The sequence below is a fragment of the Chromohalobacter sp. 11-W genome (genome assembly GCF_029889905.1).
In the GTDB taxonomy this organism is placed as follows: domain Bacteria; phylum Pseudomonadota; class Gammaproteobacteria; order Pseudomonadales; family Halomonadaceae; genus Chromohalobacter.
Window position 1 is genome coordinate 160,427 of the sequence record NZ_JARANZ010000004.1, and the last position, 26,084, is coordinate 186,510.

Consider the following 26,084-nt stretch of genomic DNA (forward strand, 5'->3'; position numbering starts at 1 on the left):
GGGGCGCTCCTGGTCACGAATTGCTGCACTGCAATATTGAGCGTAACCCGAAAACGCGTGTCTGGCATGTGAAATCGACGCATGCCGCCAATACGTGGCATGCGTCGTAGTGTTTTACGGTGGCAAGGTGCGCGTGGCTTGCCGGCGGGGGCGTTGCTCAGTCAATGTCATCGCCTACTTGAATGATCTTCATGGTGTTGGTGCCGCCATGCGCATTCATATGGTCGCCACGGGTAAGAATGACGTGATCTCCCTGTTTGACGATGCCCAACGAGATGAGGTTATCGACCGCGTGGCGATTGAACTCGGTGGGCGCGAGGCTTAGCGTGTCGAAGGGTAGCGAGACGACCCCGCGATACAGCGCCATGCGACGTTGCGCGACTTCCGTGTGCGCCAAGGCAACGATCGGCAAACCCGAACGAATGCGCGAGGCGATCAGCGGCGTGTAACCGGTGGCGGTCATGCAGACGATAGCGGATACGCCAGCCAGATGGTTGGCGGCATACATCGCCGACAGCGCCACGGTCTCATCGACCCGGGTAAAGCCTTCGTGAATGCGGTGCTGCGACTGCTGTGCGGCGCGTTCGCGCTCTGCCCCTAGGCACAAGCGTTCCATGGCCTTGATGGTTTCCACGGGGTAGTCGCCCGCGGCGGTCTCGGCGGACAGCATCACCGCATCGGTGCCATCGAGCACGGCATTGGCGACGTCAAACACTTCGGCGCGGGTCGGCAGCGGCGACTCGATCATCGACTCCATCATCTGCGTCGCGGTGATCACCACTTTGTTAAGGCTACGGGCATGCTGGATGATGCGCTTTTGCACACCGATCAACTGGGCATCGCCGATCTCGACACCCAGGTCGCCACGCGCGACCATGACCGCCTCACTGGCACGGATGATATCGTCCAGGGTGTCGTCGTCGGCTACCGCTTCGGCGCGCTCGACCTTGGCGACCAGGCCGATGTCATTTCCCGCTTCGCCGAGAAGGTCGCGTGCTAGGCGCATGTCATCGCCGTGACGGGGGAAGGACACGGCGAGATAGTCGACGCCGATATCGATGGCCGTCTTGAGGTCCTCGCGATCCTTGTCGGTCAACGCCGAGGCGGAAAGGCCGCCGCCTTGTTTGTTGATGCCCTTGTTGTTGGAAAGCTTGCCGCCGACCTTGACCCGGGTATGGATAGCCGGTGCCTCTACGCGTTCGACCTCGAGCTCAAGGCGACCGTCATCGAGCAGCAGAACATCGCCGGGGATAACATCATCGGCCAGGTCTTTGTAATCGCAACCCACTTGTGTCGCGCCGCCAGCATCGCGTTCAAGGGAAACGTCGATGACGAAGGGCTGGTTCTGTTCGAGGGTGACGGCACCTTCCTGGAAGCGTGCGATGCGGATTTTGGGGCCCTGCAGGTCGCCCAGCGCGGCGACGGTCCGGCCGACGCGGGCGGCAGCTTCGCGTACCGCCTTCAGTCGGCGGCGGTGATCGTCTGCGGAACCGTGGGAGAAGTTGAGTCGTACCACGTCGACGCCTGCGGCGATCATGTCTTCGAGGACACCTTCGCGGTCACTGGCAGGACCCAGAGTCGCGACGATCTTGGTGCGGCGAATCGGACCGTGAAACGCATTCTGCATGGAATTCTCCTTGGCCTCATGAAAGGTAATGGCGGCTACGTGCGAGCCATGTCGTTATTTTACTACATTGTGCCTCATCGTCTCGATAGGTGCGATGCCCATAGGTCTGTGAGCGGCAGCGTACCACTTTCACATGACGGACATGCTTCATAGGTTGGATGACACGCGAGAGGCTTGCCAGTGTCACGGACTGGCCAGTGTGCCTATCAGGCGTTGGGTTTTGCTTGCCGATGGCCAGGCGTCGCGACTAGTGTTTTTCAAGTCAGTGATGCGCAGGGCGCCATGGACCTGACGCTAAAGGCTGCGTCGCGACGGACTGGCGCGCAACGAGGCGCTAAGGTAGGGTAGGCGCATTTTTCGCCGGGCGGTTCCCGGTCATGATATCACTGCCGGCGCCATGCTAGGGCGCGTCGGCCATTCGAGCGGAGCGTTATGGGCAAGTCACTGGTCATCGTGGAGTCGCCGGCCAAGGCCAAGACGATCAACAAGTATCTCGGCAACGATTTTGTGGTGAAGTCGAGTGTCGGGCACATCCGTGACTTGCCGACAAGTGGCAGCGGCAAGAACGCCACCGATCCCAAGGAGCGAGCCCGCCAGGCGGCGGCGACACGCAAGATGTCGCCCGATGAAAAAGCCACCTATAAAAAGCATAAGCAGTGGACCCAGTTGGTGCGGCGCATGGGGATCGACCCCGAACATGGCTGGGACGCCAACTACGAGATACTGCCGGGCAAGGAAAAAGTCGTCGCCGAGCTCAAGAAGCACGCCGAGAAGGCCGATGCCGTCTATCTCGCGACCGACTTGGACCGCGAAGGGGAAGCCATCGCCTGGCACCTGCAAGAAACCATTGGCGGCGATGCGTCCCGCTATCGTCGCGTGGTCTTCAATGAGATCACCAAGAATGCCATTCAGGAGGCGTTCAAGACGCCCGGCGAGTTGGACCTGTCACGCGTCGAGGCGCAGCAGGCACGGCGTTTCCTGGACCGTGTCGTAGGCTTCATGCTGTCGCCGTTGCTGTGGAGCAAGATAGCGCGGGGACTGTCGGCGGGCCGGGTGCAGTCGGTGGCGGTACGCTTGATCGTCGAGCGCGAGCGTGAGATTCGCGCCTTCGTTCCCGAAGAGTTCTGGGATGTCCACGCCGATCTCGTGCCTGAGAAGGGTGATACGACGCCGGTTCGCTTCGAGGTGGCACGTCATAAAGGCCAGGCGTTTCGTCCCACCTCCGAACAGGAAACGCTAGAGCGCATCGCGCCGCTGCGTGAGGCGGCGCTGGCGATCACCGATCGTGAAACCAAGCCGACACGCTCCAAGCCGAACGCCCCGTTCATTACCTCGACCCTGCAGCAGGCCGCCAGTGGACGCCTCGGGTTCTCGGTGAAGAAGACCATGACCTTGGCGCAGCGTCTCTATGAGGCGGGTTACATCACCTATATGCGTACCGACTCCACCAACCTGTCGCAAGACGCGGTGGAGAGTGCCCGAGCCTATATCGACGAGCGTTTCGGCCAAGCGTACCTGCCCGAATCGCCTAACCGTTATGCCAGCAAGGAAGGGGCGCAGGAAGCGCACGAGGCGATTCGCCCCACCGAGGTGGCACAAAACGGCGACGAGCTTGCGGTGGAGCGCGACGCCCAGCGTCTTTACGAGTTGATCTGGCGCCAGTTCGTGGCCTGTCAGATGGTACCGGCGGAATACCTGGCGACGACGCTTACCGTCGAGGCCGAAGAGTTCGAGCTCAAAGCGCGTGGCCGAGTGCTCAAGTTCGACGGTTACACGCGGGTGATGAAGCCGGCGGGCAAGAAGGAAGAGGACCAGGCGCTGCCGAATCTCGAGGAAGGGCAGTCGATGACCCTGCAGGCCCTCGATCCTCAGCAGCATTTTACTAAGCCGACGGCGCGTTATACCGAGGCGAGCTTGGTCAAGGAGCTCGAAAAGCGGGGGATCGGACGGCCTTCCACCTATGCTTCGATCATTTCCACGATCCAGGATCGCGGTTACGTCAAGCTTGAAAGCCGTCGTTTCTATGCCGAAAAGCTGGGCGATATCGTCACCGACCGGCTGGCTGAATCGTTCAGCGACCTGATGGATTACGGCTTCACCGCGCGCATGGAAGATCATCTCGACGAAGTCGCCACTGGTAACCGGGAATGGCGTGAGTTGCTGGACGCCTTCTACGCGGAGTTCAAGACCAAGCTCGAGCATGCCGAGGCTGAAGAGGGCATGCGGCCGAATCAGCCGGTGCCGACGGACATCGACTGCCCCACTTGTGGCCGCAAGATGCAGATCCGCACGGCATCGACCGGTGTCTTCCTGGGGTGCTCGGGATATAACCTGCCGCCCAAGGAGCGTTGCAAGACGACCATCGATCTTATCGCCGGTGACGAAGCGGTGGCCTCGGATGCCGATGAGGAGGCCGAAACCGAGGCCTTGCGGGCCAAGCACCGTTGCCCGGAATGTGGCACGGCGATGGATAGCTACCTGATCGATGAAACACGTAAGCTGCATATCTGCGGCAATAGTCCCGATTGCAGCGGGTATGAAATCGAGCAGGGCAAGTTTCGTATCAAGGGCTACGATGGCCCGGTCATCGAATGCGACAAGTGCGGTAGCGAGATGCAGCTCAAGTCCGGGCGGTTTGGCAAGTACTTCGGTTGTACCAACGAAAACTGCAAGAATACTCGCAAACTGCTCAAGAGCGGCGAAGTCGCCCCCCCCAAGATGGACCCGATCCCCATGCCTGAGCTGGCCTGCCAGAAGGTAGAGGATCATTACGTCTTGCGCGATGGCGCCAGCGGCTTGTTTCTGGCAGCGAGTCAATTTCCCAAGAACCGCGAAACGCGTCCCCCGCTGGTCAAGGAACTCAAGGCGCATCGCGACGAGCTACCCGAGAAGTATCACTTCCTGCTCGACGCGCCAGGGGAAGATCCTGAGGGGCGTGACGCGCAGATTCGTTTCTCGCGCAAGACCAAAAGCCAGTACGTGATGAGTGAGCGCGACGGCAAGGCCAGCGGTTGGCGGGCCGAGTTCGAAGACGGAAAGTGGCGAATCGAGGATAAGCGCAAATGACGCCGAGAGGTCGTACCAACCAGCTGCTCTATCATGCTCAGCTGTTATTGGATACCGCCTGGACCGACGACGAGCATACCGATGCCCGGCGCATGGCGCATGAAGAAGGCGCCTTGGCCACGCTGGAGCTGGCACTCAACGCGGCGCTGCGTGAGCTGACCGAGCATGCGCAGCTTTCGCGCCACGATTGGCGCGAACTGCTGGCCGATCAGGGCCCGGCTCTAGCGGGTGTCGTGCAGTTGCGCGAGCTGGCGCGACGTGAGGACAGCTGGCTGGATCGATTGCTGGCGCGTCTCGAGTCTTTGCATGACGTCGAGGGCGCCTCGCGTCGTCGTGCCGGCGGTTCGGGCATGATCGCCAGCGCCTCGGGCATGGCCTTGTCCGATGAGCTCGACGCATGTATCGCGGCGTTCAAGGCTCAGCTTGACCAACTGCGCGAGACCAGCGAGGAGTGGTGACGCCGCATGCATGCGGTGGTATCCTTGTCGGCAACGAAAAGAAACGACCATGGCGTTTGCCTTGGTCGTTTTTTATTGGGACAAACGGGAGAATATAGCGTGTCCGATACCGCGATTCTGGAAATCGTCGAGCTTGCCGATGGCGAAGTCGTGCTCCGGCCTTCCGAAGCCGACGGCGAGCCATTGGTAAGCATTCGCTTCTCGGAGGAGGCGCTGGATCTATTGCGTCAGAGCCGCTTCGAGGTGGCGCGTCAGATGATCGACCATGCGATCACGCGCACGCGCCTGTGGGAAGGCAATGAAGAAGAGTCGCAAGAGGCCCCGGAAACGGTGCATTGATGCGCCTTGCTTGAGGTTCGATGCTAGTGTTGGTGTCATGATGTCCGACTGCCGTTAAGGCGCCGAGCGCCATCATGAATTTCCTTCATGATGACTTGAAGGATATGCAGTGGTCATGGCCGCTGTGGCACGGCAAAGTGAGCACCCTAATCTTCGAGCCGAGAGTCGAGAAACGCTATGAGCCAGTATCAGCCTCCATTTCGTGCCGACACCGTGGGTAGCCTGTTGCGTAGCGACGAACTCAAGCAGGCGAGACACCGTTTCAAAGCCGGGGAAACCGACTATGAGGCATTGCGCGATGTCGAAGACGCCGAGATTCGACGTGTCGTCGCCAAGCAGGAAGCGCTGGGCCTCAAGGCGGTCACCGATGGCGAGTTCCGCCGCGCCTGGTGGCATTTCGATTTTCTCGAAGGCCTCAAGGGCGTAGAAGGCTATAGCTCGGATCAAGGGATCCAGTTTCAGGGGCGTCAGACGCAGGCGCGCAGCGTGCGCGTGACCGACAAACTGGGTTTCGATCCCGAGCACCCGATGCTCGGGCACTTCCGTTTCCTGGCGGACACGGTCGACAAAGCGACGCCGAAGATGACGTTGCCGAGCCCCAGTGTGCTGCACTTCCGTGGCGGTCGCCGCAATATCGACAGTAGCGTCTATCCCTCCTTGGATACCTTCTTCGCTGACCTGGCCGACACCTACCGTGACGTGATCAAGCATTTCTATGCGGCGGGCTGTCGTTATCTTCAGCTCGATGACACGGTGTGGGCGTATCTGTGCTCCGAGAAGGAGCTGGCGGCGGCGCGTGAGCGTGGCGAGGACGCCGATCGTCTGCAACACATCTATGCTGAGGTGCTGAACCACGCGCTGGCAGATCGTCCCGACGATCTGCATGTCAGCCTGCACGTGTGCCGTGGCAACTTCCGCTCGACATGGATCAGCGAGGGCGGTTACGAGCCAGTGGCCGAGACACTGCTGGGGCGCGTCGATGTCGATGCGTATTTCCTCGAATACGACACCGAGCGCGCGGGCGGTTTCGAGCCACTGCGCTTCCTGCCCGAAGGGCACAAACAGGCTGTCCTGGGGCTGATCACCAGCAAGACCGGCGATCTCGAGCCCGCCGATACGGTGAGCGCCCGGATTGCCGAAGCGTCGCGCTACACGCCGCTCTCCCAACTTTGCTTGAGCCCGCAGTGCGGCTTTGCCTCGACCGAGGAAGGCAATTTACTCAGCGAGACGCAGCAGTGGGACAAGCTGCGCCATGTCGTGGATATCGCCAAGGCCGTCTGGCAAGACTGAGTTCTGCCGCGCCTGTCTGTTAGTCGCCCTCACATGCTCGCATGTGAGGGCGTTTTATTGGGTGGGGCTTCGTTGCATATCAATGAAGACGATGCTGATGGAGCGTTAATCGCTGATTCATCCTGCCATGTAGCGGTAAGTCATCGCTTCTACAACGGTAATTATGACGCTTATCGGCGTCGGTGGTGTGTCCATTCGGCGACGAATGGGGAGCTCTGGGCCCCTTGATCATGGGCGGCGCGGGAAAATTTACCGTTTCTCAGGCAATTGATATTGGCGATATTAGCGGTATTCGTATTATCCTGTGGGCGGTACATGAGGGACCTGATGTATCAGGGCTTCATCACCACACACAGAAAGGTTTTCAAGGAGAACGCAGATGTTGTCCAACAGCAAGAATACGCTCAAGCTTCTGGTTGCCGCTGGCTCTCTGGCCGTGTTGGCAGGTTGTGCCTCTGGCCAGGAACAGATGAGGAGCGATATCGATCAGGCGCAGGCTGATGCGTCTGAAGCCAAGAGCATGTCTCAGCAGGCAATGAATGCTGCCCAGAAAGCTCAGCGCGATGCGAATGCCGCTCTCGAAGCGACTCAGCGCAACCGTGCCGAGATGGACCGTATGTTCGAGAAGTCCATGCGCAAGTAATGCGTAGGCAGTATGGGGCTAGCGTTTCGACGTCTGGCCCAGAAAAGGGCCCCGCCATTGGTGGGGCCCTTTTCGTTTGCAGCCGACGGGGATGACGCCCCCGGGGGCTTTCGGTGTACGCTAGCGCCTTGTCACGATCATTCGGAGTGAAACATGAGGCGATGGGCGCGTGCTTTGGTAATGACCTTGAGTGTTTTGGCGTTAGCGGTTTGGAGTGGGTCATGCGCGTTAGCGAACGCCGATGACGAGGTTTGGCTACTGATCGACGACAATGCTTCCACGCTGGATATCTATCGCGGCGATACACGCATTGAGCGTTTCGAGCCGGTGGCGTTGGGTCGGGGTGGAACGGCGCGCGTGCGCCAGCAAGGTAGCAGGATGACGCCTACCGGCGAATTTCATATCAACCGTATCAATCGCGACAGCAAGTTCAATACCTTCCTGGGACTGGATTATCCCAAACTCGATACCGCACGCGAGGCGATGCGGGCCGGATTGATGTCTCCGACCGAGTACGCCGATTTCCAGGATGCCTATTACCGTGACGGGGCGCCGCCGCAGGATACGGTGCTGGGCGGCTATATTGGCATTCACGGCTTGGGCAGCAGCGATCCCGATATTCACCGGCGCTTTAACTGGACGGAAGGGTGTGTAGCCGTCACCAACGATCAGATCGAAGAGCTGACTCGCCTGGTCTCGATCGGTACACGCGTCGTGATTCGGGGAGACGACGATGCACCGATCGATTCGCTGCGCGACAAGCCGCAGGCGAGTACTCAGATCTCGATGGATTGATAGAGCAGATGTGGCGGTGTCGGCAAGGCGTCGTACAGGCTGCCGGGCAGCGGTTCGCGCGGCGCCTTTTCTTCTGGCTCGACGTTCAGTGCTACTGCCGCGCCATCGGGAATCAACACTGCGTCCGCTAGGCGCCGGTGATCGATATCGGTGTCGATATCGTGGCGTTTCAAGGTGGCAACGAGCGCTTCATCGGCGTCGAGCACACGCTTGAGCACCGGCGACCGACGGTCTTCCTCGAGCAGAGGGAAAGACTGTACGTAGAGCGTGTCGTCGCGCCAGCCGAACTTGGTCGGTTCGCTGACCAGGTTCACCTGAGTACCCACCGGGAGCTTGCCGAAGAGATGCTCCACGTCCTCCGGGAACATGCGAATGCAGCCATGCGTCACGCGCATGCCGACACCCTGCGGGCGGTTGGTGCCATGGATCAAGTAGCCGGGAATGCCCAGGCGCATCTTGTACTTGCCCAGCGGGTTGTCGGGGCCGGGCGGCACCACGTCGGGGAGTTCTCGGCCGTCCTCGGCGTGCTCTTGGATGATTGACTGGGGCGGATACCAGGGCGGGTTTTTCTGCTTTTCGGTGATCCGTGTCTCTCCCAGCGGCGTCGACCAGTCCATGCGGCCGACGCTAATGGCGTAGGTCTCTACCTGGGCCGGTTCTCCCTCTTTGTGCTCGGGATAGTAATAGAGGCGCATTTCGGGAATGTTGACCACAACGCCTTCATGGTCGGCATCGGGCAGAATGAAACGCGTGGGAACAGTGACTTCGGTGCCTTCGCCGGGATACCAGACACTGACGCCAGGATTGGCGCGGCGCATTTCCTCGTAGCCGATCCCATAGTAGCGACCGATATCGAGCAGCGTGTCTTCCTTTTCGGCTTCGACGACGCGTGCTTCGCCGACGATGTTGCTGTCCTCGTCGATCTCGAAACGCGTGACACGCTGATCGTGGGGCGCCTCTTGGGTTTGCGGCAAGCTGATTGCCTCAGGGTCGATGACGGGGCCCGGGGCGGAATCGGCAAGCGCCATCGTGGACAGAGAGAGCAACGGGGCCAGCAGGAAAGGCGATAGGCCACGGGAAGTAACCGGCATGGATATGGACTCTTTTTCGTTCAGGCAAGTGGCGGACGCCACGGTCACCTGCATTCTGGCGTATTTTCATGCCGACACAAGCCTTCAGCAGGCTTGTGGCGCGCATCCGTGCAAGCGGCCTGGCAGGGCACCCGCAGGGCGGGTGCTGCCTGTTACGCTGCTTCCGTTTTGCGATTGAGTTGCCCGAGTAACGCCTCGAGCAGGGAAAAGCGCTTATCCTCGTCGCTCATATCGCCTTCAAAGCGTAACGTGTCCGCGCCGTCGAGTCGGTAGTGCGTTGGGTCCTGCTGAATCATCTGGACCAGCGTCATGGGGTCGACGGCGGTTTGCGTGCCGAAGGTAAGGCGACCACGTTCGGCGCCGGCCTCGAGGCGTACGATGCCCAGGCGCTCGGCACGCTGGCGTAGCCGGGTCTGACGGAAAAGCGTCTTGAGGGGCGCTGGTAGCAGCCCGAAACGGTCGATCATCTCGACCTGCAATTCCTTGAGCTCGGCTTCATCCTCGGCGTTGGCGATGCGCTTGTACATGATCAGGCGCTGTTGCACGTCGGGTAGGTAATCGTTGGGGATCAATGACGGCAAGTTGAGGCTGATTTCCACGCCATCGTCCAACGGAGACTCGATATTGGGTGTCTTGCCGCTCTTGATGGCTTTGACCGCGCGGTCGAGCATTTGCATGTACAGGCTGTAGCCGACCGTTTCCATCTGTCCGCTTTGTTCATCACCCAACAGTTCTCCGGCGCCGCGAATCTCCATGTCATGGCTGGCAAGGGTGAAGCCGGCCCCGAGATCCTCCGCCAGGCCGATCGCCTCGAGGCGCTTGAGCGCATCCTGGGTCATGGCCTTGGGCGGTGGCGTGAGGAGGTAGGCGTAGGCCTGGTGATGGCTGCGACCGACACGCCCGCGGAGCTGGTGCAACTGAGCGAGCCCGAACTTATCGGCGCGCTCGATGATGATGGTGTTGGCGCTTGGGACGTCGATGCCGGTCTCGATGATCGTCGAGCACACCAGCACGTTGAAACGCTTGTGATAGAAGTCCGACATCACGCGTTCCAGCGAGCGCTCGGGTAGCTGACCGTGGGCGACGGCCACGCGCGCTTCGGGCACCAACTCGGCAACGCGCTCGGCAGTGGTTTCTATCGTCTTGACTTCGTTGTGGAGGAAGTAGACTTGGCCGCCGCGTAGAATTTCGCGTAGTAGGGCTTCCTTCAGGACGCCTTCATTGCGCTGCTGGACGAAGGTTTTGACCGATAGACGGCGTGCCGGGGGCGTAGCGATGATCGAGAGATCGCGAATGCCGCTCATCGCCATGTTCAAGGTACGGGGAATCGGTGTCGCGGTGAGCGTGAGAATATCGATCTCGGCCCGTAGGCTCTTGAGCTTTTCCTTCTGCGAGACGCCGAAGCGGTGTTCCTCGTCGATGATCAACAATCCCATGTTGGGGAGCGACATCGACTTGGAGAGCAGCTTGTGGGTGCCGATGACGATATCGGCACGGCCTTCGTTAATGCGCTCCAGCGACGCTTGCTGCCCCTTGCCGGCAGTGAAGCGCGAGAGCAGCTCGATCTGCACCGCAGTATCCGCGAAACGGTCGCGGAAATTGTCATAGTGTTGCTGTGCCAGCAGGGTAGTGGGGACCAGTACCACGACTTGGCGACCGGAGTGCACGGCGAGAAAGGCCGCGCGCATGGCGACCTCGGTCTTGCCGAAGCCCACGTCGCCGCAGACCACGCGATCCATTGGACGCGGTGCGGTCATGTCGCCGATGACCGCATCGATGGCAGCGTGTTGGTCGGGCGTTTCCTCGAAGGGGAAGCTGGCCGTGAAGCGTGCGTATTCCTCGCCGGGTGCGTCGCAGGCGAAGCCTTCGCGCGCCTCGCGTCGGGCGTAGGTATCCAGCAGCTCGGCGGCGGTATCGCGTACCTTTTCGGCCGCCTTGCGCTTGGCCTTGTCCCAGGTTTCCGAGCCGAGTTTATGCAGCGGAGCCAGTTCATCGGTGGCCCCGGCATAACGCGAGATAAGATGCAGGCTGTCGACCGGAACGTAGAGCTTGGCGCCACCGGCGTATTCCAGCGCCAGAAATTCGGCGGCCTGGCCGCCGGCTTCCAGTGTCTCGAGCCCTTGGTAGCGGCCTACGCCGTGGCTTTGGTGGACCACCGGAGAGCCGGGGCGCAGTTCCGCCAGGTGGCGCACGGCGAGTTCGTTGTCATCGGTGACCCGCCCTCGGCGGCGTGCCTGGCGAACGACATCGCCGTACAGCTCGGTTTCGGTGATGACGCAGGTCGCGGGACTGTCGAGCCATAGCCCTTCATCGAGGCCGCCCGCGCAAATCGCCAGCGGCGCACTGCCATCCAGGAAATGTTGCCAGCCATCGGCCACAGCCAGAGGGCGCTCCAGGGGGGCGAGGGTTTCTTCCAGTGCTTCGCGGCGACCACTCGACTCGGCGACCAGCAGGACGCGCGGGGCGTCGGGGGCACCGAGAAATGCCTCCAGTTTGGCGAGCGGGTGATGGCCACGCGCATGAATGGCCACATCCGGGAGAGGGTGCGTGGCCGGCACCTTGGCATGCGGATGCGGTTCGTCGTCGTCAATCAGTGCCACGCGTGGATGCTGCTTGATGGAAGCGAATACCTCGGGCACGGGCACGAAAGCATGTGCCGGCGGCAGCAAGGGCCGCGTGGGGTCGACGCCAAGATTGTCGTAGCGACTTTCGATGGCGCTCCAGTGGTGCTCGGCCGCGTCGTGGACGCCGGGCATCAGTGCAATGCGCGTGTGCGCATTCAGATGCTCGAACAGGCTTGCGGTCTCCTCGAAGAAAAGCGGCAGGTACTGCTCCAGCCCGGGAGACGGAATGCCCTTGAGTGCGTCGTTGTACAGCGGGCATTGGCGCGGGTCGACGTCGAACAATGTCTCGAACCCTTCGCGGAAGCAGGCGATTGCCGAGCGCGACAGCGAATATTCGTGTGCCGGCAGCAACTCCACGCGCTCGACCTTCTCCAGGGAACGCTGAGAGTCGGGATTGAAATAGCGCAAGGTATCGACTTCATCATCGAACAGATCGATACGCAGAGGATGGTCGCTGCCCATCGGGTAAAGGTCGATCAAGGCACCACGAAGCGCGTATTCGCCGGGTTCGTAAACGGTCTCCACGGCGCGGTAGCCAGCCCGTGAGAGGCGTTCCCGGAAGCCTTCCCGGTCGAGTTGCATGCCGGTATGCAATGTCAGTACGCGACCGGCGATGTAGTCGGTGGGCGGGAGCCGTTGCATCAGGGTATTGATGGGCACCACGACGATGCCGCGCGTCCCTTCTTGCAGCTGGCGCAGCGTCTTGAGGCGTGTCGAGACGATGTCCTGGTGCGGCGAAAAACTATCGTAGGGCAACGTTTCCCAGTCGGGGAACGACAAGATGGGATGATCGGCGAAGAATTGCAGTGCGCCCTCGAGCCGTTGAGCGCTGGAAGTATCGGGAGTCACGACCATCAGCGGAGCGTCGTCGGCGAGGCGTGCCAGCGCCAGGGCGCCAGCGGCAGCGTGCGGACGTTGCCAATAGACAGTGTCACGCATGCCCTGAGGATGTGGTGGATCGAGCGGTGAAAAATACGACATGGTGCGCTTCATTTTCTAAGTCGAGACGATGATAGCAGGCAAAACAAGGGTTGGGGGCACTACGCGGGGATTTAAAGCCAGATACGGCACCGCTCTTGTAGTCGAAAAAAGCTACATAAATCGACGTTCAATGCCTGTTTTAAGCCCTGTAGTCAAGGGCCTATTGGTGTAGTGGAATTACACCGCATGCGACCAAGCAGGCATTGCTAAGGATGTGAAAGGCTACGGATAATGCATCCGATTTCGTTCCCTGCTGCCGTGACGAGGCCCGCCGTGAGTCAAGAAAAACTCGAGACCTATTTTCAGGATTGGCAAGAAAACGAAGCATTGGCCGAGGAGATGATCCCCCTGCTGGGTCGTCTCTACCGCAAGTACAATGTTGTGCCATCCCTGTACGGGCGTTCGTTGATCAATCGCTCGGTCATTCGCATTCTCAAGAATCATCGCTACGTCAAGAAGGTCGAGGGTATCGAACTCTCGGTGCGCGATACGTTGCCGATGGTCAAGGCCATGACCGAGCTCGAGCTAGGGCCGGCGCACATCGATATCGGCAAGCTGGGAGTGGCCTTCAAGCGCTCCGAGCAAGACGACATCAGGGCCTTCCTCGAAACGGAACTGGCCGATATCGTGGGTCGCCATGCCGATACCGGCATGGGTGGCGAGCCCAAGGATGTCGTGCTCTACGGCTTCGGGCGTATCGGTCGTCTGCTGGCGCGTATCCTGATCGAGAAGGCGGGCGGCGGTAATCTGCTGCGCTTGCGTGCCATCGTGGTGCGCGGCGGCGGCGATGACCTGGAGAAGCGTGCCAGCCTTTTGCGTCGCGATAGCGTGCATGGGCCGTTCGCCGGCACGATCCGAGTCGATCATGAGAACGAGGCGATCATCGCCAACGGAAATTACATCCAGATCATTCATGCCGATTCGCCCAGCGAAATCGATTACACCGCGTATGGCATCCAGAGTGCTCTGGTCGTCGATAACACCGGCAAGTGGCGTGACGCGGAAGGCCTGTCCCAGCATCTAGCGTCCAACGGCGCGGCGAAGGTGTTGCTGACCGCGCCTGGCAAGGGCGACGTCAAGAATATCGTGCACGGCATCAACCACGATGAGATTACCGACGACGACCGTGTGATTTCGGCGGCGTCGTGCACCACCAATGCGATCGTGCCCATCCTCAAGGCGGTCAACGACGAGTTTGGTATCGTGCATGGGCATGTCGAGACGGTGCATGCCTATACCAACGACCAGAACCTGATCGATAACTACCATAAGGGCGACCGGCGGGGACGCAGCGCCGCGCTGAACATGGTTTTGACCGAAACCGGCGCCGCCAAGGCCGTGGCCAAGGCGTTGCCCGAGCTGTCGGGCAAGCTCTCCGGGAATGCCATTCGCGTGCCCACGCCCGATGTGTCCATGGCCATTCTCAATCTTACGCTGGACAAGGCCACCGATCGCGAGGCGCTGAACGAGTACCTGCGCGATATGGCCTTGCATTCACGCATGCAAAAGCAGATCGATTACGTCGATTCGCCGGAGGTGGTGTCGTCCGATTTCGTGGGCAATCGTCATGCCGGCATCATCGATGCTCAGGCGACGATTGCCGATGATCGTCAGGTCGTGCTTTATGTGTGGTATGACAACGAATTCGGGTATAGCTGTCAGGTCGTGCGTATCCTGCAGCACATGTCCAACGTGCGTTTCGTGTACTTGCCGCGCGAGACGCGCTGAATATTCCTCGCCTCTTCTCACCTGCGCCCCGATCCCGGGGCGCCGTCGTTTCTCGCATGCGCCATCGTAAGCCCCATACTTCCTAAGGTTATGTAGTCATTCGGGACTTGTCTCTCTATAATGGTGCCCGATTTTGGGGACGGCCCTTGGCCATGGGCCGAAAGAAGCAATCGTCTGATAAGAAAAGAATCCGACTACCGTGAAGGGTGCCCGCGCTGTTCAGCATGCTTAAAAGACGCGTGGCAAGCGTGTGGGCGTTCATGGACCCCTTTCCTTTCGAAACATCAGATCCGACAACTGGGCGAGACTATGATCGAAGTCAAACGAGGCCTGGATCTCCCCATCGCCGGGTCGCCCGAGCAGCGCATATACGATGCGCCGCCCGTGCGGCAGGTGGCGATTCTTGGCACCGACTACGTGGGCATGAAGCCGACGATGGAGGTCCGAGAGGGGGACAAGGTTAAACTGGGCCAGCTACTGTTCACCGACAAGAAGATCCCGGGTGTACGGTTCACGGCACCAGGCGCAGGTGAGGTGGTGGCGATCAACCGTGGCGAGAAGCGGCGCCTGCTGTCGGTCGTCATCGAGCTCGATGATCACGAAGAGGCCGTACCCTTCACGGCGCATGGCGCGGACGCGCTGGATCGATTGGAACGCCAGACGGTCGTCGATCAGTTGGTCGATTCAGGGCTCTGGACCGCATTCAGGACTCGCCCTTATTCTCGCACGCCCGCACCCGATGCCACCCCCGCCGATATTTTCGTTACCGCCATCGATACGCACCCCCTTTCCGCCGACCCCAACGTGGTGATCGGCGAGGACGCCGCTGCGTTCGAGCAGGGGCTCAAGGTGCTCAAGCACCTGACGCCGGGCCAAGTGTTCGTATGCCATGGGCAAGGTGCCGAGCTGCCGGGCCGCGAGCTCGAAGGCGTGCGTTTCGAGGCCTTTGCCGGCCGGCATCCCGCCGGGCTGGTGGGCACCCATATCCATTATCTCTCGCCGGTGAGCCTTGCGCGTCAGGTGTGGCATCTTGGTTATCAGGATGTCATCGCCTTCGGCAAGCTGTTTGCCGAAGGGCGCCTGGATACACAGCGCGTAGTGGCCGTCGGCGGTCCGCGTGCCAAGCAGCCACGCTTGTTGCGGACGCGCCTCGGAGCGAGCAGCAGTGAATTGCTGGAAGGCGAGATCGAATCGCCCGAGGACACTCGCGTGATTTCAGGCTCGGTCTTCGGTGGCGAGATCGCCGAGGGCTCGCGGCGCTTCCTGGGACGCTTCCATCGCCAGTTCTCGCTGCTCGAAGAGGGCAATAAACGTGCCTTCCTGGGCTGGCTGTCACTCGGGTTGCGGCGTCATTCGGTGATGGGCATCTATGTCTCCCAGTTTCTGGGGCTCAATCAGTATTCGCCGAATACGTCCACCAACGGTTCCGAGCGCGCCATGGTGCCAGTGGGCGCCTACGAACGCGTGATGCCGCTGGATATCATGCCGACGCAGCTGCTGCGTTCATTGATCGTGGGCGACATCGAGAGCTCGATGGAGCTCGGCTGTCTGGAGCTGGATGAAGAAGATCTCGCGCTTTGTACCTACGTTTGCCCCGGCAAGTACGAGTACGGCCCCATCCTGCGTGATAACCTCACCATGATCGAGAAAGAGGTCTGACGATGGGAATTCGTAATACGCTCGACAAGCTCGAGCCGCATTTTCACCAGGGTGGTAAATACGAGAAGTTCTACGCGCTGTACGAAGCGGTCGATACGATCTTCTATACACCCCCGGACGTGACCAAGAGCACGGCGCACGTGCGTGATGGCATCGATCTCAAGCGCATCATGATCACGGTATGGCTGTGTACCTTTCCGGCGATGTTCTTCGGCATGTACAACGCCGGCCTGCAGGCCAACATGGCAATCGGCGACGGCTTCGGTGCGCTGGGCGGCTGGCGTGAAGCCATCACCATGGCGCTGGCGGGGAGCCACGATCCCGGCAGCATCTGGGCCAATTTCGTACTGGGCGCCACTTATTTTCTGCCTATCTATCTGGTGACCTTCGTCGTCGGCGGGTTCTGGGAAGTACTGTTCGCCGTCAAGCGCGGCCATGAGGTCAACGAAGGTTTCTTCGTCACTTCCGTACTCTATGCGCTGATTCTGCCGGCGACTATTCCGTTGTGGCAGGTGGCCTTGGGGATTACCTTCGGGGTTGTGATCGGCAAGGAAATCTTCGGCGGTACCGGCAAGAACTTCCTGAATCCGGCGCTGACCGGGCGCGCCTTCTTGTATTTCGCCTATCCGGCGCAGATCTCCGGCGATAGCGTATGGGTTCCTGCCGACGGTTATACCGGTGCCACCGCGCTCTCCACGGCGGCACAGAACGGCATGGGTGCCGTGCAGCAGGCGTATAGCTGGTGGGACGCCTTCCTGGGGTTCATCCCCGGTTCGGTGGGGGAAACCTCGACTTTGGCAATCCTCATCGGCGCGGTGGTCTTGCTGATCACGCGTATTGCCTCGTGGCGCATCATGCTGGGCGTGTTCGTAGGCATGGCGCTGACCGCGATGCTGTTCACCACCATTGGCTCGAACAGCAACCCGATGTTCGGCATGCCGTGGTATTGGCATTTCGTGCTCGGCGGCTTCGCCTTCGGGATGGTGTTCATGGCCACCGACCCGGTGTCGGCGTCGATGACGGACCGTGGCAAGTTGCTGTTCGGCCTCTTGATCGGGGTGATGACGGTATTGATCCGAGTGGTCAACCCCGCGTTTCCGGAAGGCATCATGCTGGCGATTCTGTTCGCCAACCTGTTCGCGCCGATGATCGATCACTTCTTCGTGCAGGCCAACATCAAGCGCCGCCAGAAGCGTGATGCCGCGTATTCCACCGCGACGACCGAGGAGACCACCTGATGGCCAGTAACAATTCCATCAAGAAGACGCTGACGGTCGCACTCGCGCTCTGCATCGTGTGCTCGGTGGTGGTATCGACCGCCGCCGTGGTCTTGCAGCCTACCCAGCAGAAGAACCAGGAGCTCGACCGCAAGAGCAACATCCTGCAGGTGGCCAATCTCTACGAGCCGGGGATGGACGTCGACGATGCGTTCGATGAGCTGATCACCTCGCGTGTGATCAATCTGGAGACCGGCGAGTACAGTGACCGTTTCGATCCGCAAAGTTACGATCAGTTCGAGGCCGCCAGAGACCCTGCGACATCACGCACTCTGTCCGGTGAAGAGGATAGTGCGGGCATCGGCCGCGAAGAAATGTACTCGACTGTTTATCTGGTGGGGGACGATCCCGATGACCCCGAGCAGATCATTCTGCCGATTCGCGGACAGGGCCTGTGGGGGCTGATGCGTGGTTTCTTCGCCATTGAAGGCGATGGCAATACCATTATCGGGTTGTCCTACTATTCTCACTCCGAAACACCGGGGCTTGGCGGCGAGGTCGACAACCCCCGTTGGAAGTCGAAGTGGAAAGGCAAGGAGATTTATGCAGAAGATGGCATGAGTCCCGATATCTCCCTGGTCAAGGGCGGTGCCGACAACAAGTATGAAGTCGATGCCTTGTCGGGGGCGACGCTGACGAGCCGCGGCGTTACCAATATGCTGCATTTCTGGCTGAGCGAGAGTGGCTTCGGTCCCTATCTCGCCCGCTTCCACGGCAACTCCGAAGGAGCGTGAACATGGCTGCTGATTCCGTAAAAGACGTTGTTCTCTCGCCGGTCTTCAAGAACAACCCGATCGCGCTGCAGGTGCTGGGGATTTGTTCGGCACTGGCGGTGACCAACTCCATGAGTGTGTCGTTGGTCATGGGCCTGGCCGTTATCGCGGTCACGGCGTGTTCCAACCTGTTCGTTTCGTTGATTCGCCAGCATATTCCGTCGTCGATCCGCATCATCGTGCAGATGACCATCATTGCCTCACTGGTCATCGTGGTCGATCAGGTGCTCAAGGCGTATGCCTACGAGATGTCCAAGCAGCTGTCGGTCTTCGTCGGTCTGATCATCACCAACTGCATCGTCATGGGCCGTGCCGAGGCCTATGCCATGCAAAACGGCCCTGTCATGAGCTTTCTCGATGGTGTCGGTAACGGCCTGGGTTACGCTGTGATCCTGCTGATCGTCGGCTTCTTCCGTGAGCTTTTCGGGTCCGGTAGCGTCTTCGGCTACACGGTGCTGACGCCAGTTCAGGACGGTGGCTGGTACGTGCCCAACGGCCTGATGCTGTTGCCGCCCTCGGCATTCTTCGTCATTGGCTTGATCATCTGGGTACTGCGGAGCATGCGTACCGAGCAGGTCGAAAAAGCCGAGTACCGAATCGTAGCCAACAGCAAGGCTAAGATTAAGGAGTCCGTGTGATGTTCGAGCATTACCTGAGCCTCTTCGTCAAGGCAGTGTTCGTGGAGAACATGGCACTGGCTTTCTTCCTCGGCATGTGTACGTTTCTTGCCGTTTCCAAGAAGGTGTCCTCGGCCATCGGGCTGGGGATCGCGGTCGTGGTGGTGCTGACCATCACCGTGCCGGTCAACAACCTGATCCTGACCTATCTGTTGAAGGAAGGGGCACTGACCTGGACGGGCCTTGAAGGCGCCGAAAATATCGACCTGTCGTTCCTGGGACTTTTGAGTTATATCGGGGTCATCGCGGCACTGGTGCAGATCCTCGAGATGTTTCTCGATAAGTTCGTCCCCTCGCTCTATAACGCGCTGGGGGTTTTCCTGCCGCTGATCACGGTGAATTGCGCGATTCTCGGCGCTTCGCTGTTCATGGTCGAACGTAGCTACAACTTCGGCGAATCGGTGATCTACGGCGCCGGGGCTGGCTTCGGCTGGGCGCTGGCGATCGCTGCATTGGCGGGGATTCGTGAAAAGCTTAAGTACAGTGACGTGCCAGCCAGCCTTCAAGGGTTGGGCATTACGTTCATTACCGTCGGACTGATGTCTTTGGGCTTCATGTCCTTCTCCGGCATCCAGCTCTAAGCAATGGAAATAGGAAACCGACATGGTTGATACATCCATCATCGTGCTCGGCGTCGTCATGTTCACCGTGATCGTGCTCGGTCTGGTGGCCGTGATCCTGACGGCGCGCAGTCGCCTGGTCAGCAGCGGCGACGTCTCCATAGAGATCAACGGCGACCCCGAGAACACCCTGACGACCCAGGCCGGCGGCAAGTTGTTGCAAACACTGGCTGCCAACGGCATCTTTCTTTCCTCGGCGTGCGGCGGGGGCGGTTCCTGCGCACAGTGCCGGTGCCGCGTGGAAGAGGGGGGCGGCTCGATCCTGCCCACCGAGGAGTCGCACTTCACCCTGCGCGAGAAGAAAGAAGGCTGGCGGTTGTCTTGTCAGGTGCCGGTCAAGCAGGACATGAAGGTCGAAGTTCCCGAGGAGGTCTTCGGCGTCAAGAAGTGGGAATGCGAGGTCACCGAGAATCCCAACGTCGCCACCTTCATCAAGGAACTCAACCTCAAGCTTCCCGAAGGCGAGGATGTGGCTTTCCGGGCCGGGGGCTATGTTCAGCTGGTGGCGCCGCCTTACGACATCAAGTTCTCGGACTTCGATATCGAAGATGAATACCGCGGCGATTGGGACAAGTTCAGCCTCTTCGATGTCTCCCACAAGAACGACGAGGAGATCATCCGTGCATACTCGATGGCTAACTACCCGGATGAAAAGGGTATCCTCAAGTTCAACATCCGTATCGCTACGCCGCCGCCCAACACCGATCATCCTCCGGGACTGATGTCGACGTATACCTTTGCGCTCAAGCCAGGCGACAAGGTAACGGTGATGGGGCCCTTCGGTGAGTTCTTTGCCAAGGACTCTGATGCGGAAATGATCTTCATCGGTGGTGGTGCGGGCATGGCGCCCATGCGCAGCCATATCTTCGATCAGCTCAAGCGCCTCGAGTCGAAGCGCAAGATCTCGTTTTGGTACGGTGCCCGCTCTTGGCGTGAAACCTTCTATAATGAAGAATATGATCAGTTGGCTGAAGAGTTCGAGAATTTCGAATGGCACCTCGCGCTCTCCGATCCCTTGCCGGAAGACAACTGGGAAGGCGACACCGGTTTCATCCATAACGTGCTTTACGAGAAGTACCTCAAGGATCATCCGGCGCCGGAAGACTGCGAATACTATATGTGTGGCCCGCCCATCATGAACGCATCCGTCATCAAGATGCTGACCGACATGGGCGTAGAGCCTGAAAACATCATGCTGGACGACTTCGGCGGATGAAACTGGCAGCATACTGTGCAGGGCCGGCCTGGAAAGGGCTGGTCCTGTTTGCGTTATTGGTGCTGGTCGGTTGCGATCAACCGCCGCAGGCGCATCGCTTCGAGGGCCCCATCTTCGGGACGGGCTATCATGTGACCGCCTATGGCGATTTCAGCGATAAGCAACTTGCCTCGCTGGAGGATGGAATAAAAGAGTCGCTCGACGAGGTCGACCACCTCATGTCGACTTATAAGTCCGATTCGGAGTTGTCGCGATTCAATGCCGCGCCGGTGGATGAGCCGTTCGCATTATCCTCGCCCACGGCAAGCGTGATCGGGGAAGCTATCGACATCGGCGATCTCTCGAATGGCGCATTCGATGTCACCATCGGTAGCGCGGTCAACCTCTGGGGCTTCGGTCCCGAGATGCGTCCGGAGGAAGTGCCCGACGATGACGAAATCGCCCAGGCGCTGGACAAGGTCGGCTATCAAGCGCTGAAATTGAATGGCAATCGTCTGACCAAGACCAAACCGGTGTATGTCGATCTTTCGGGCATCGCCAAGGGATTCGGGGTCGACCAGGTGGCGGCTCGTCTGGATGCACTGGGCGTGACGTCTTACCTCGTGGAGGTCGGTGGCGAGATCCGCACGCGGGGTGCAAAACCCAATGGCGAACCTTGGCGCATCGCCGTGGAAAAACCCGTGTCTCGGGAACGTAGCGTACAACGCGTGCTCGAGCTCGAAGACGTGGCGGTGGCGACATCGGGGGATTACCGCAATTATTACGAGGAAGATGGCCAGCGTTTTTCGCATACCATCGATCCGCGTACCGGCCGCCCGATCACGCATCACCTTGCTTCGGTGACGGTCGTTGCGGAGCGTTGTTCGACGGCCGATGGGCTGGCGACGGCGTTGGAAGTCCTGGGGCCAGAAAAAGGCATGGCGTTGGCTAACCGTAAGGATATTGCGGCGTATTTCATCGTCAAAACCGATGAGGGCTTCAAGACAGAGCTCAGCGAGGCGTTTCATACCTATCTTGCGGATGAGCCGTCCGAAGGGGAAAAGCAATGACAGTATGGCTTTTGGTATTCGCATTGATGCTATTGCTGTTGGCCGGCATGGCCATCGGCGTCATTCTCGGTCGTAAGCCCATTGCAGGCTCGTGCGGGGGGCTCAATCAGTTGGGCCTCAAGGAGGGATGCGACATCTGCGGTGGGAATGACAAGGTCTGCGAAGAAGAGAATCAAAAGCGCCGCAAGAGTGCACGTCGTTCCAGCGACGAGAACCGGGGCGCCGACCTCGGCTACGACGCCGTTCGACGCTGAGCGCACTCGTCAATCAATACTGACGCTGGAATCGTTGGTTGAGTCCAAGGCGCCCGAGGGCGTGTCCCGACATGCTATCGCGGGGAACCCGGGTATGTGCCCTGAACGCGGCACGCCTCGTCATCCCCGCTTGCCGTGGCCAGTCTTGCGTTGAGGCTTATCGCAGCGGTTCCTCATGCATCGAGAGGAGCAGGCGAACCTAATGGCAGTTCACAATTATGATGTGGTGGTGATTGGCTCGGGCCCAGCAGGAGAAAGCGCTGCGATCAACGCGGCCAAGCACGGTAAGCGCGTGGCCATCGTCGAGAAGCAGCAAGCGGTGGGTGGCAACTGCACTCACTGGGGGACGATCCCGTCCAAGGCGCTACGCCACCAGGTCAAGCAGATCATGCAGTTCAATACCAACCGCATGTTCCGCGACATCGGCGAACCGCGTTGGTTTTCTTTTCCTCGTGTGCTTGAACGTTCCAAGGTGACCATCGACCAGCAGGTCGAGATGCGCACTCAGTTCTATTCACGCAATCGCATCGATCTTTTCTTCGGCGTGGCGAACTTCCGTGACGAGCACACCCTGATCGTGCGGGACAATCAGGAAGGCGTCGAGGAGTTGTGCGCTCAACAGTTCGTGATCGCCACGGGCTCTCGCCCTTATCGTCCCGCCGATATCAACTTCCGGCATCCACGCATTTATTGCTCGGACACCGTCCTGGGGCTTTCCCACACGCCCCGCACCTTGATCATCTTCGGGGCCGGGGTCATCGGGTCCGAGTATGCGTCGATCTTTTCGGGGCTCGGCGTCAAGGTCGACTTGATCGATATGCGCGAGCGTTTGTTGTCGTTCCTCGACGACGAGATCAGCGACGCGCTTTCCTACCATCTACGCCAGAATGGCGTATTGGTGCGCCATAACGAAGACTACGAGAGCATCGAAGGCGATGAGTCCGGGGTGGTCGTCAAGCTCAAGTCCGGCAAGCGTCTGCGCGCGGATGCGTTTCTGTGGGCCAATGGGCGTACCGGCAATACCGATCAATTGGGGCTGGAAAACATCGGGCTCGAACCCAATGGGCGCGGTCAGCTACAGGTCGATGAGCATTATCGCACCATGGTGCCGCATATCTATGCCGTTGGGGATGTCATCGGCTGGCCGAGTCTGGCCAGTGCCGCCTACGACCAGGGGCGGAGTGCCAGCGATGACTTCCTGGAGGAAGACTTCCGCTTCGTCGAAGATATTCCCACCGGTATCTACACGATTCCCGAGATCAGCTCGGTGGGCAAGAACGAGCGCGAGTTGACCGAAGCCAAGGTGCCCTACGAGATCGCGCAGGCGTTCTTCAAGGACACTGCGCGTGCGCAGATCACCGGGGACACGGTAGGGATGCTCAAGATCCTTTTCCATCGCGAGACACTCGAGATTTTGGGCATTCACTGCTTCGGCGATCAAGCCTCCGAGATTGTGCATATCGGCCAAGCCATCATGCAGCAAAAGGGCGAGGCCAATACCCTGAAATATTTCATCAATACCACCTTCAATTATCCGACCATGGCCGAGGCATATCGCGTCGCGGCGCAAAACGGCCTGAATCGTATATTCTAATATGGGCCGACGGGGGGCTCGTAGTTCGAGAGCCTTGAGCGTTCGCCGGCGTGGTTCGGCATTCAATGAGCCGGCACTTGTGCCGGCTCATTGCGTTGGGCATCTATCGTCACATGAGCACAAGGAGGTTTTATGTACCGCGAAGACAAGCAGCATAGCGATGAAACGACGTTCACGCTGGGACGCGAAGAATTGGTCATTCACCGTCGTCATGAATTGGCCAGTACCGTGAACGATCTCTTGCTGGGGCTGTGGTTCACGATCGGTAGCGTATGCTTTTTCTTCCAGGGCAGTGTCAAGGAAGCGGGCGTCTGGCTGTTCGTGGTGGGCAGCCTGCAACTGCTGGTGCGCCCCGTGATTCGTCTGCACCGTCAGTTCACTCTCAAGCAGTTGCCGTCCAGTAGTCAGGAATTCTGAGGCGACTATCGGTAGCGATAGACCCTCAGGCTGGGCAGGAAGGGAGTGTCCTCGAGCTTCGTGTCGGCGCGTTGGGCACGGGTACGCGTGCTGGGTGGTGTCGCCTTCGGGGTGTTGTGCGAAGGCAGGCGGCCGTCCTCGCTGGGAATGAAGAGAGGCAACGGCAGATTCATGGCACGACGCATGCGCCCATCCGCGAGCGCTTCGCGAAAGAAAAGGTTGGCACGCATGACGGGGGCCTGGGTTTGCACCTGAGCCAATGGCTCGCTATCGGGTATGTCCGCCAAGTGACGTAGCTGAATGCGAATATGCGGACTCTCGGTATCCATTTCCATAAGCCGCCGTTCGGCATCGCGCACGTTCAAGCGCTTGATGGATCGCCCGCTGGTATACCAGGCGAGACGCACACGCGAAAGCGGTGCATCCGCCACGGGGAGGTGGCGCCAGCATTGCTTGAGATGCAGACGCGCCAAGCCCTGGCCGCGTAGATGGTCGTGTAGCGTGGGATGGCGAAAGGGCAGTACGGCCTTGATCTCGGCGAGCAGGCTCGGGGCATCCTGACGAATCTCGGCCAGTGTTGCCGCGAAGGTCTGCTTGGCGTGATTGATGTCGGCAACGTACGCCAGCAATGTGGGGTCGGCGGCGATCAGGCCGATGTAATTGCGCGTCGCGCGACCGTCCTGGCCGTCTTGATACCAGAAGTCGAGCAGTGCATGGCGTAGCCAAGCGATATCGAAGGGAATGTCGCCCAGTACCCAGCCCTTCGGGGGCGCGTGTTCGACATGGCCGATGAGCGCCTCGCAGGTTTCGATGACATGATCGAAGTCGTGCTCGAGCCGGGCCAGGAGGTGATATTGTCGCTCCATATTTATACCGTTATCTCAGTTCTCATGGCCACATAATGGCAAGCTTGGTGCGTCTTCGCAAGCATGCCTGGCGTTCAACATCGATCGTGGGGGATGGGCAGCGCCCGCTCATGGAGAGCGGGCCAGTGCGGCCCGCTATTCAACGATCGCGGTAACGCTTGGTGAGATCGGCGTAAGCATCGACGCGTCGGTCACGCAGGTAGGGCCAGGCTCGCCGCACTTGTTCGCTACGCGTCATGTCGAGCTCGGTCAGTAGATGTGTCGTGTCATCGTCGGCCTGGGCCAACATCTCGCCCTGTGGGCCGCAAATGAAGCTGCCGCCCCAGAAGTCGATGCCCGACGTCGCATTCGAGGGGTCTGCTTCGTGGCCCACGCGATTGGCGACCATGACCGGTAGACCATTGGCTACGCCGTGAGAGCGTTGAACCAATGTCCAGGCGTCCTTTTGCCGTTGCTTCTCGGGATTGTCGTCGGGCGGGTGCCAGCCGATGGCGGTGGGATAGAGCAAGAGATCGGCGCCGGCGAGGGCCATCAGGCGCGCGGCTTCCGGATACCATTGATCCCAGCAGACCAAGACACCGAGCCGGCCGACAGATGTTTCGATGGGCTCGAACCCGGCATTTTCTTCGGCATCGCCGGGTGTGAAATAGAATTTTTCGTAGAACCCTGGATCGTCGGGAATATGCATCTTGCGATAGTGGCCGACGCGCCCGCGCTGACGGTCGAAGACTACTGCCGTGTTGTGATAGAGCCCAGCGGCGCGGCGCTCGAAAAGCGAGCCGACGAGCACGATGTCGAGCTCGGCGGCCAGGGCGGCCAGATGCTGGGCGCTGGGGCCGTCGAGCGGTTCGGCCAGGTCGAACAGGCGGTCGTCTTCGGTCTGGCAGAAGTAATGCGTGGCATGCAGTTCCTGAAGCAGAATCAACTCGGCGCCTTTACCTGCCAGTTCACGAACACCGGCGTCGCTTTCCTGCAGGCTACGGGCTTTGTCGGGCCAGGCTTGTTGCTGAACGAGTCCTACCTTGAGCGTCGAGGACATG

22 protein-coding genes are annotated in these 26,084 nt (G+C 59.9%); 17 read left to right on the plus strand and 5 right to left on the minus strand.

What is annotated here, in order from left to right:
• Positions 1-157: 157 nt before the first annotated feature.
• Entirely contained in the window at positions 158-1,627 is a 1,470-nt protein-coding gene (gene pyk / locus OP494_RS07405) for a pyruvate kinase (protein ID WP_280540127.1), read from the minus strand.
• A 432-nt stretch (positions 1,628-2,059) separates the two neighbouring features.
• On the opposite strand from pyk, the gene topA reads away from it, so the two are divergent.
• The 6 genes from topA to OP494_RS07435 all read left to right on the plus strand — a co-directional run bounded on the left by topA (position 2,060) and on the right by OP494_RS07435 (position 8,218).
• A complete protein-coding gene (topA, locus tag OP494_RS07410; protein ID WP_280540128.1) occupies positions 2,060-4,693 on the plus strand; it encodes a type I DNA topoisomerase in 2,634 nt (877 codons plus the stop codon).
• Positions 4,690-5,151: a DUF6586 family protein gene (locus tag OP494_RS07415; protein WP_280540129.1), complete on the plus strand. Its 462-nt coding sequence runs from the start codon at positions 4,690-4,692 to the stop codon at positions 5,149-5,151. The genes topA and OP494_RS07415 overlap by 4 nt, the downstream gene beginning before the upstream one ends.
• Before the next feature lie 99 nt (positions 5,152-5,250).
• Positions 5,251-5,490, plus strand: coding sequence for a hypothetical protein (locus tag OP494_RS07420; RefSeq protein ID WP_280540130.1), 240 nt, complete (start codon positions 5,251-5,253; stop codon positions 5,488-5,490).
• A 177-nt stretch (positions 5,491-5,667) separates the two neighbouring features.
• The gene (locus OP494_RS07425; RefSeq protein WP_280540131.1) at positions 5,668-6,780 is read left to right on the plus strand and encodes a cobalamin-independent methionine synthase II family protein; all 1,113 of its coding nucleotides are present in this window, start codon (positions 5,668-5,670) and stop codon (positions 6,778-6,780) included.
• A 379-nt stretch (positions 6,781-7,159) separates the two neighbouring features.
• Positions 7,160-7,423 carry an Lpp/OprI family alanine-zipper lipoprotein gene (locus OP494_RS07430; protein WP_178998162.1) on the plus strand — a complete coding sequence of 88 codons (264 nt, stop codon included), beginning with the start codon at positions 7,160-7,162 and terminating at the stop codon, positions 7,421-7,423.
• Between the two features lie 180 nt (positions 7,424-7,603).
• The gene (locus OP494_RS07435; protein WP_280540132.1) at positions 7,604-8,218 is read left to right on the plus strand and encodes a L,D-transpeptidase; all 615 of its coding nucleotides are present in this window, start codon (positions 7,604-7,606) and stop codon (positions 8,216-8,218) included.
• On the opposite strand, the gene OP494_RS07440 is transcribed toward OP494_RS07435, so the two are convergent.
• Positions 8,200-9,309, minus strand: coding sequence for a L,D-transpeptidase family protein (locus tag OP494_RS07440; RefSeq protein ID WP_280540133.1), 1,110 nt, complete (start codon positions 9,307-9,309; stop codon positions 8,200-8,202). The genes OP494_RS07435 and OP494_RS07440 overlap by 19 nt on opposite strands.
• Before the next feature lie 152 nt (positions 9,310-9,461).
• A complete protein-coding gene (mfd, locus tag OP494_RS07445; protein WP_280540134.1) occupies positions 9,462-12,914 on the minus strand; it encodes a transcription-repair coupling factor in 3,453 nt (1,150 codons plus the stop codon).
• A gap of 273 nt (positions 12,915-13,187) precedes the next feature.
• Between mfd and OP494_RS07450 the strand changes: the two genes are divergently transcribed.
• The 11 genes from OP494_RS07450 to OP494_RS07500 all read left to right on the plus strand — a co-directional run bounded on the left by OP494_RS07450 (position 13,188) and on the right by OP494_RS07500 (position 24,178).
• Complete coding sequence (locus OP494_RS07450) at positions 13,188-14,642, plus strand: glyceraldehyde-3-phosphate dehydrogenase (protein WP_280540135.1); 1,455 nt, start codon at positions 13,188-13,190, stop codon at positions 14,640-14,642.
• A 309-nt stretch (positions 14,643-14,951) separates the two neighbouring features.
• Complete coding sequence (locus OP494_RS07455) at positions 14,952-16,301, plus strand: Na(+)-translocating NADH-quinone reductase subunit A (protein ID WP_280540136.1); 1,350 nt, start codon at positions 14,952-14,954, stop codon at positions 16,299-16,301.
• Between the two features lie 2 nt (positions 16,302-16,303).
• Complete coding sequence (locus tag OP494_RS07460; RefSeq protein ID WP_280540137.1) at positions 16,304-17,539, plus strand: NADH:ubiquinone reductase (Na(+)-transporting) subunit B; 1,236 nt, start codon at positions 16,304-16,306, stop codon at positions 17,537-17,539.
• A complete protein-coding gene (locus OP494_RS07465; RefSeq protein WP_280540247.1) occupies positions 17,536-18,312 on the plus strand; it encodes a Na(+)-translocating NADH-quinone reductase subunit C in 777 nt (258 codons plus the stop codon). Before OP494_RS07460 ends, OP494_RS07465 begins: the two co-directional genes overlap by 4 nt.
• Positions 18,313-18,314: 2 nt before the next feature.
• Entirely contained in the window at positions 18,315-18,989 is a 675-nt protein-coding gene (locus tag OP494_RS07470; RefSeq protein ID WP_280540138.1) for an NADH:ubiquinone reductase (Na(+)-transporting) subunit D, read from the plus strand.
• Positions 18,989-19,609 (plus strand): NADH:ubiquinone reductase (Na(+)-transporting) subunit E, encoded by a 621-nt coding sequence (gene nqrE / locus OP494_RS07475; RefSeq protein WP_040243701.1) that lies wholly within the window; start codon positions 18,989-18,991, stop codon positions 19,607-19,609. The genes OP494_RS07470 and nqrE overlap by 1 nt, the downstream gene beginning before the upstream one ends.
• A gap of 22 nt (positions 19,610-19,631) precedes the next feature.
• Positions 19,632-20,864 carry an NADH:ubiquinone reductase (Na(+)-transporting) subunit F gene (gene nqrF / locus OP494_RS07480; protein WP_280540139.1) on the plus strand — a complete coding sequence of 411 codons (1,233 nt, stop codon included), beginning with the start codon at positions 19,632-19,634 and terminating at the stop codon, positions 20,862-20,864.
• The gene (locus OP494_RS07485) at positions 20,861-21,913 is read left to right on the plus strand and encodes an FAD:protein FMN transferase (protein ID WP_280540140.1); all 1,053 of its coding nucleotides are present in this window, start codon (positions 20,861-20,863) and stop codon (positions 21,911-21,913) included. Before nqrF ends, OP494_RS07485 begins: the two co-directional genes overlap by 4 nt.
• On the plus strand, positions 21,910-22,167 hold the full coding sequence (gene nqrM / locus OP494_RS07490) for a (Na+)-NQR maturation NqrM (protein ID WP_040243697.1): 258 nt from the start codon (positions 21,910-21,912) through the stop codon (positions 22,165-22,167). The genes OP494_RS07485 and nqrM overlap by 4 nt, the downstream gene beginning before the upstream one ends.
• 175 nt (positions 22,168-22,342) lie before the next feature.
• On the plus strand, positions 22,343-23,761 hold the full coding sequence (sthA, locus tag OP494_RS07495) for a Si-specific NAD(P)(+) transhydrogenase (protein ID WP_143333958.1): 1,419 nt from the start codon (positions 22,343-22,345) through the stop codon (positions 23,759-23,761).
• Between the two features lie 132 nt (positions 23,762-23,893).
• The gene (locus tag OP494_RS07500) at positions 23,894-24,178 is read left to right on the plus strand and encodes a YrhK family protein (protein ID WP_280540141.1); all 285 of its coding nucleotides are present in this window, start codon (positions 23,894-23,896) and stop codon (positions 24,176-24,178) included.
• Positions 24,179-24,183: 5 nt separating this feature from the next.
• Here OP494_RS07500 and OP494_RS07505 read toward each other — a convergent pair whose 3' ends face one another.
• Positions 24,184-25,044 carry a DNA replication terminus site-binding protein gene (locus OP494_RS07505; RefSeq protein ID WP_280540142.1) on the minus strand — a complete coding sequence of 287 codons (861 nt, stop codon included), beginning with the start codon at positions 25,042-25,044 and terminating at the stop codon, positions 24,184-24,186.
• Between the two features lie 139 nt (positions 25,045-25,183).
• The gene (locus OP494_RS07510; RefSeq protein ID WP_280540143.1) at positions 25,184-26,083 is read right to left on the minus strand and encodes a carbon-nitrogen hydrolase; all 900 of its coding nucleotides are present in this window, start codon (positions 26,081-26,083) and stop codon (positions 25,184-25,186) included.
• Between the last annotated feature and the right edge of the window lies 1 nt (position 26,084).

Coding starts and splice junctions, on each gene's coding strand:
- pyk (WP_280540127.1), bottom strand. CDS start 1,627: ATGCAGAATGCGTTTCACGGTCCGATTCGCCGCACCAAGATCGTCGCG.
- topA (WP_280540128.1), top strand. CDS start 2,060: ATGGGCAAGTCACTGGTCATCGTGGAGTCGCCGGCCAAGGCCAAGACG.
- OP494_RS07415 (WP_280540129.1), top strand. CDS start 4,690: ATGACGCCGAGAGGTCGTACCAACCAGCTGCTCTATCATGCTCAGCTG.
- OP494_RS07425 (WP_280540131.1), top strand. CDS start 5,668: ATGAGCCAGTATCAGCCTCCATTTCGTGCCGACACCGTGGGTAGCCTG.
- OP494_RS07430 (WP_178998162.1), top strand. CDS start 7,160: ATGTTGTCCAACAGCAAGAATACGCTCAAGCTTCTGGTTGCCGCTGGC.
- OP494_RS07435 (WP_280540132.1), top strand. CDS start 7,604: ATGACCTTGAGTGTTTTGGCGTTAGCGGTTTGGAGTGGGTCATGCGCG.
- OP494_RS07440 (WP_280540133.1), bottom strand. CDS start 9,309: ATGCCGGTTACTTCCCGTGGCCTATCGCCTTTCCTGCTGGCCCCGTTG.
- mfd (WP_280540134.1), bottom strand. CDS start 12,914: ATGTCGTATTTTTCACCGCTCGATCCACCACATCCTCAGGGCATGCGT.
- OP494_RS07455 (WP_280540136.1), top strand. CDS start 14,952: ATGATCGAAGTCAAACGAGGCCTGGATCTCCCCATCGCCGGGTCGCCC.
- OP494_RS07460 (WP_280540137.1), top strand. CDS start 16,304: ATGGGAATTCGTAATACGCTCGACAAGCTCGAGCCGCATTTTCACCAG.
- OP494_RS07470 (WP_280540138.1), top strand. CDS start 18,315: ATGGCTGCTGATTCCGTAAAAGACGTTGTTCTCTCGCCGGTCTTCAAG.
- nqrE (WP_040243701.1), top strand. CDS start 18,989: ATGTTCGAGCATTACCTGAGCCTCTTCGTCAAGGCAGTGTTCGTGGAG.
- nqrF (WP_280540139.1), top strand. CDS start 19,632: ATGGTTGATACATCCATCATCGTGCTCGGCGTCGTCATGTTCACCGTG.
- OP494_RS07485 (WP_280540140.1), top strand. CDS start 20,861: ATGAAACTGGCAGCATACTGTGCAGGGCCGGCCTGGAAAGGGCTGGTC.
- nqrM (WP_040243697.1), top strand. CDS start 21,910: ATGACAGTATGGCTTTTGGTATTCGCATTGATGCTATTGCTGTTGGCC.
- sthA (WP_143333958.1), top strand. CDS start 22,343: ATGCATCGAGAGGAGCAGGCGAACCTAATGGCAGTTCACAATTATGAT.
- OP494_RS07500 (WP_280540141.1), top strand. CDS start 23,894: ATGTACCGCGAAGACAAGCAGCATAGCGATGAAACGACGTTCACGCTG.
- OP494_RS07505 (WP_280540142.1), bottom strand. CDS start 25,044: ATGGAGCGACAATATCACCTCCTGGCCCGGCTCGAGCACGACTTCGAT.
- OP494_RS07510 (WP_280540143.1), bottom strand. CDS start 26,083: ATGTCCTCGACGCTCAAGGTAGGACTCGTTCAGCAACAAGCCTGGCCC.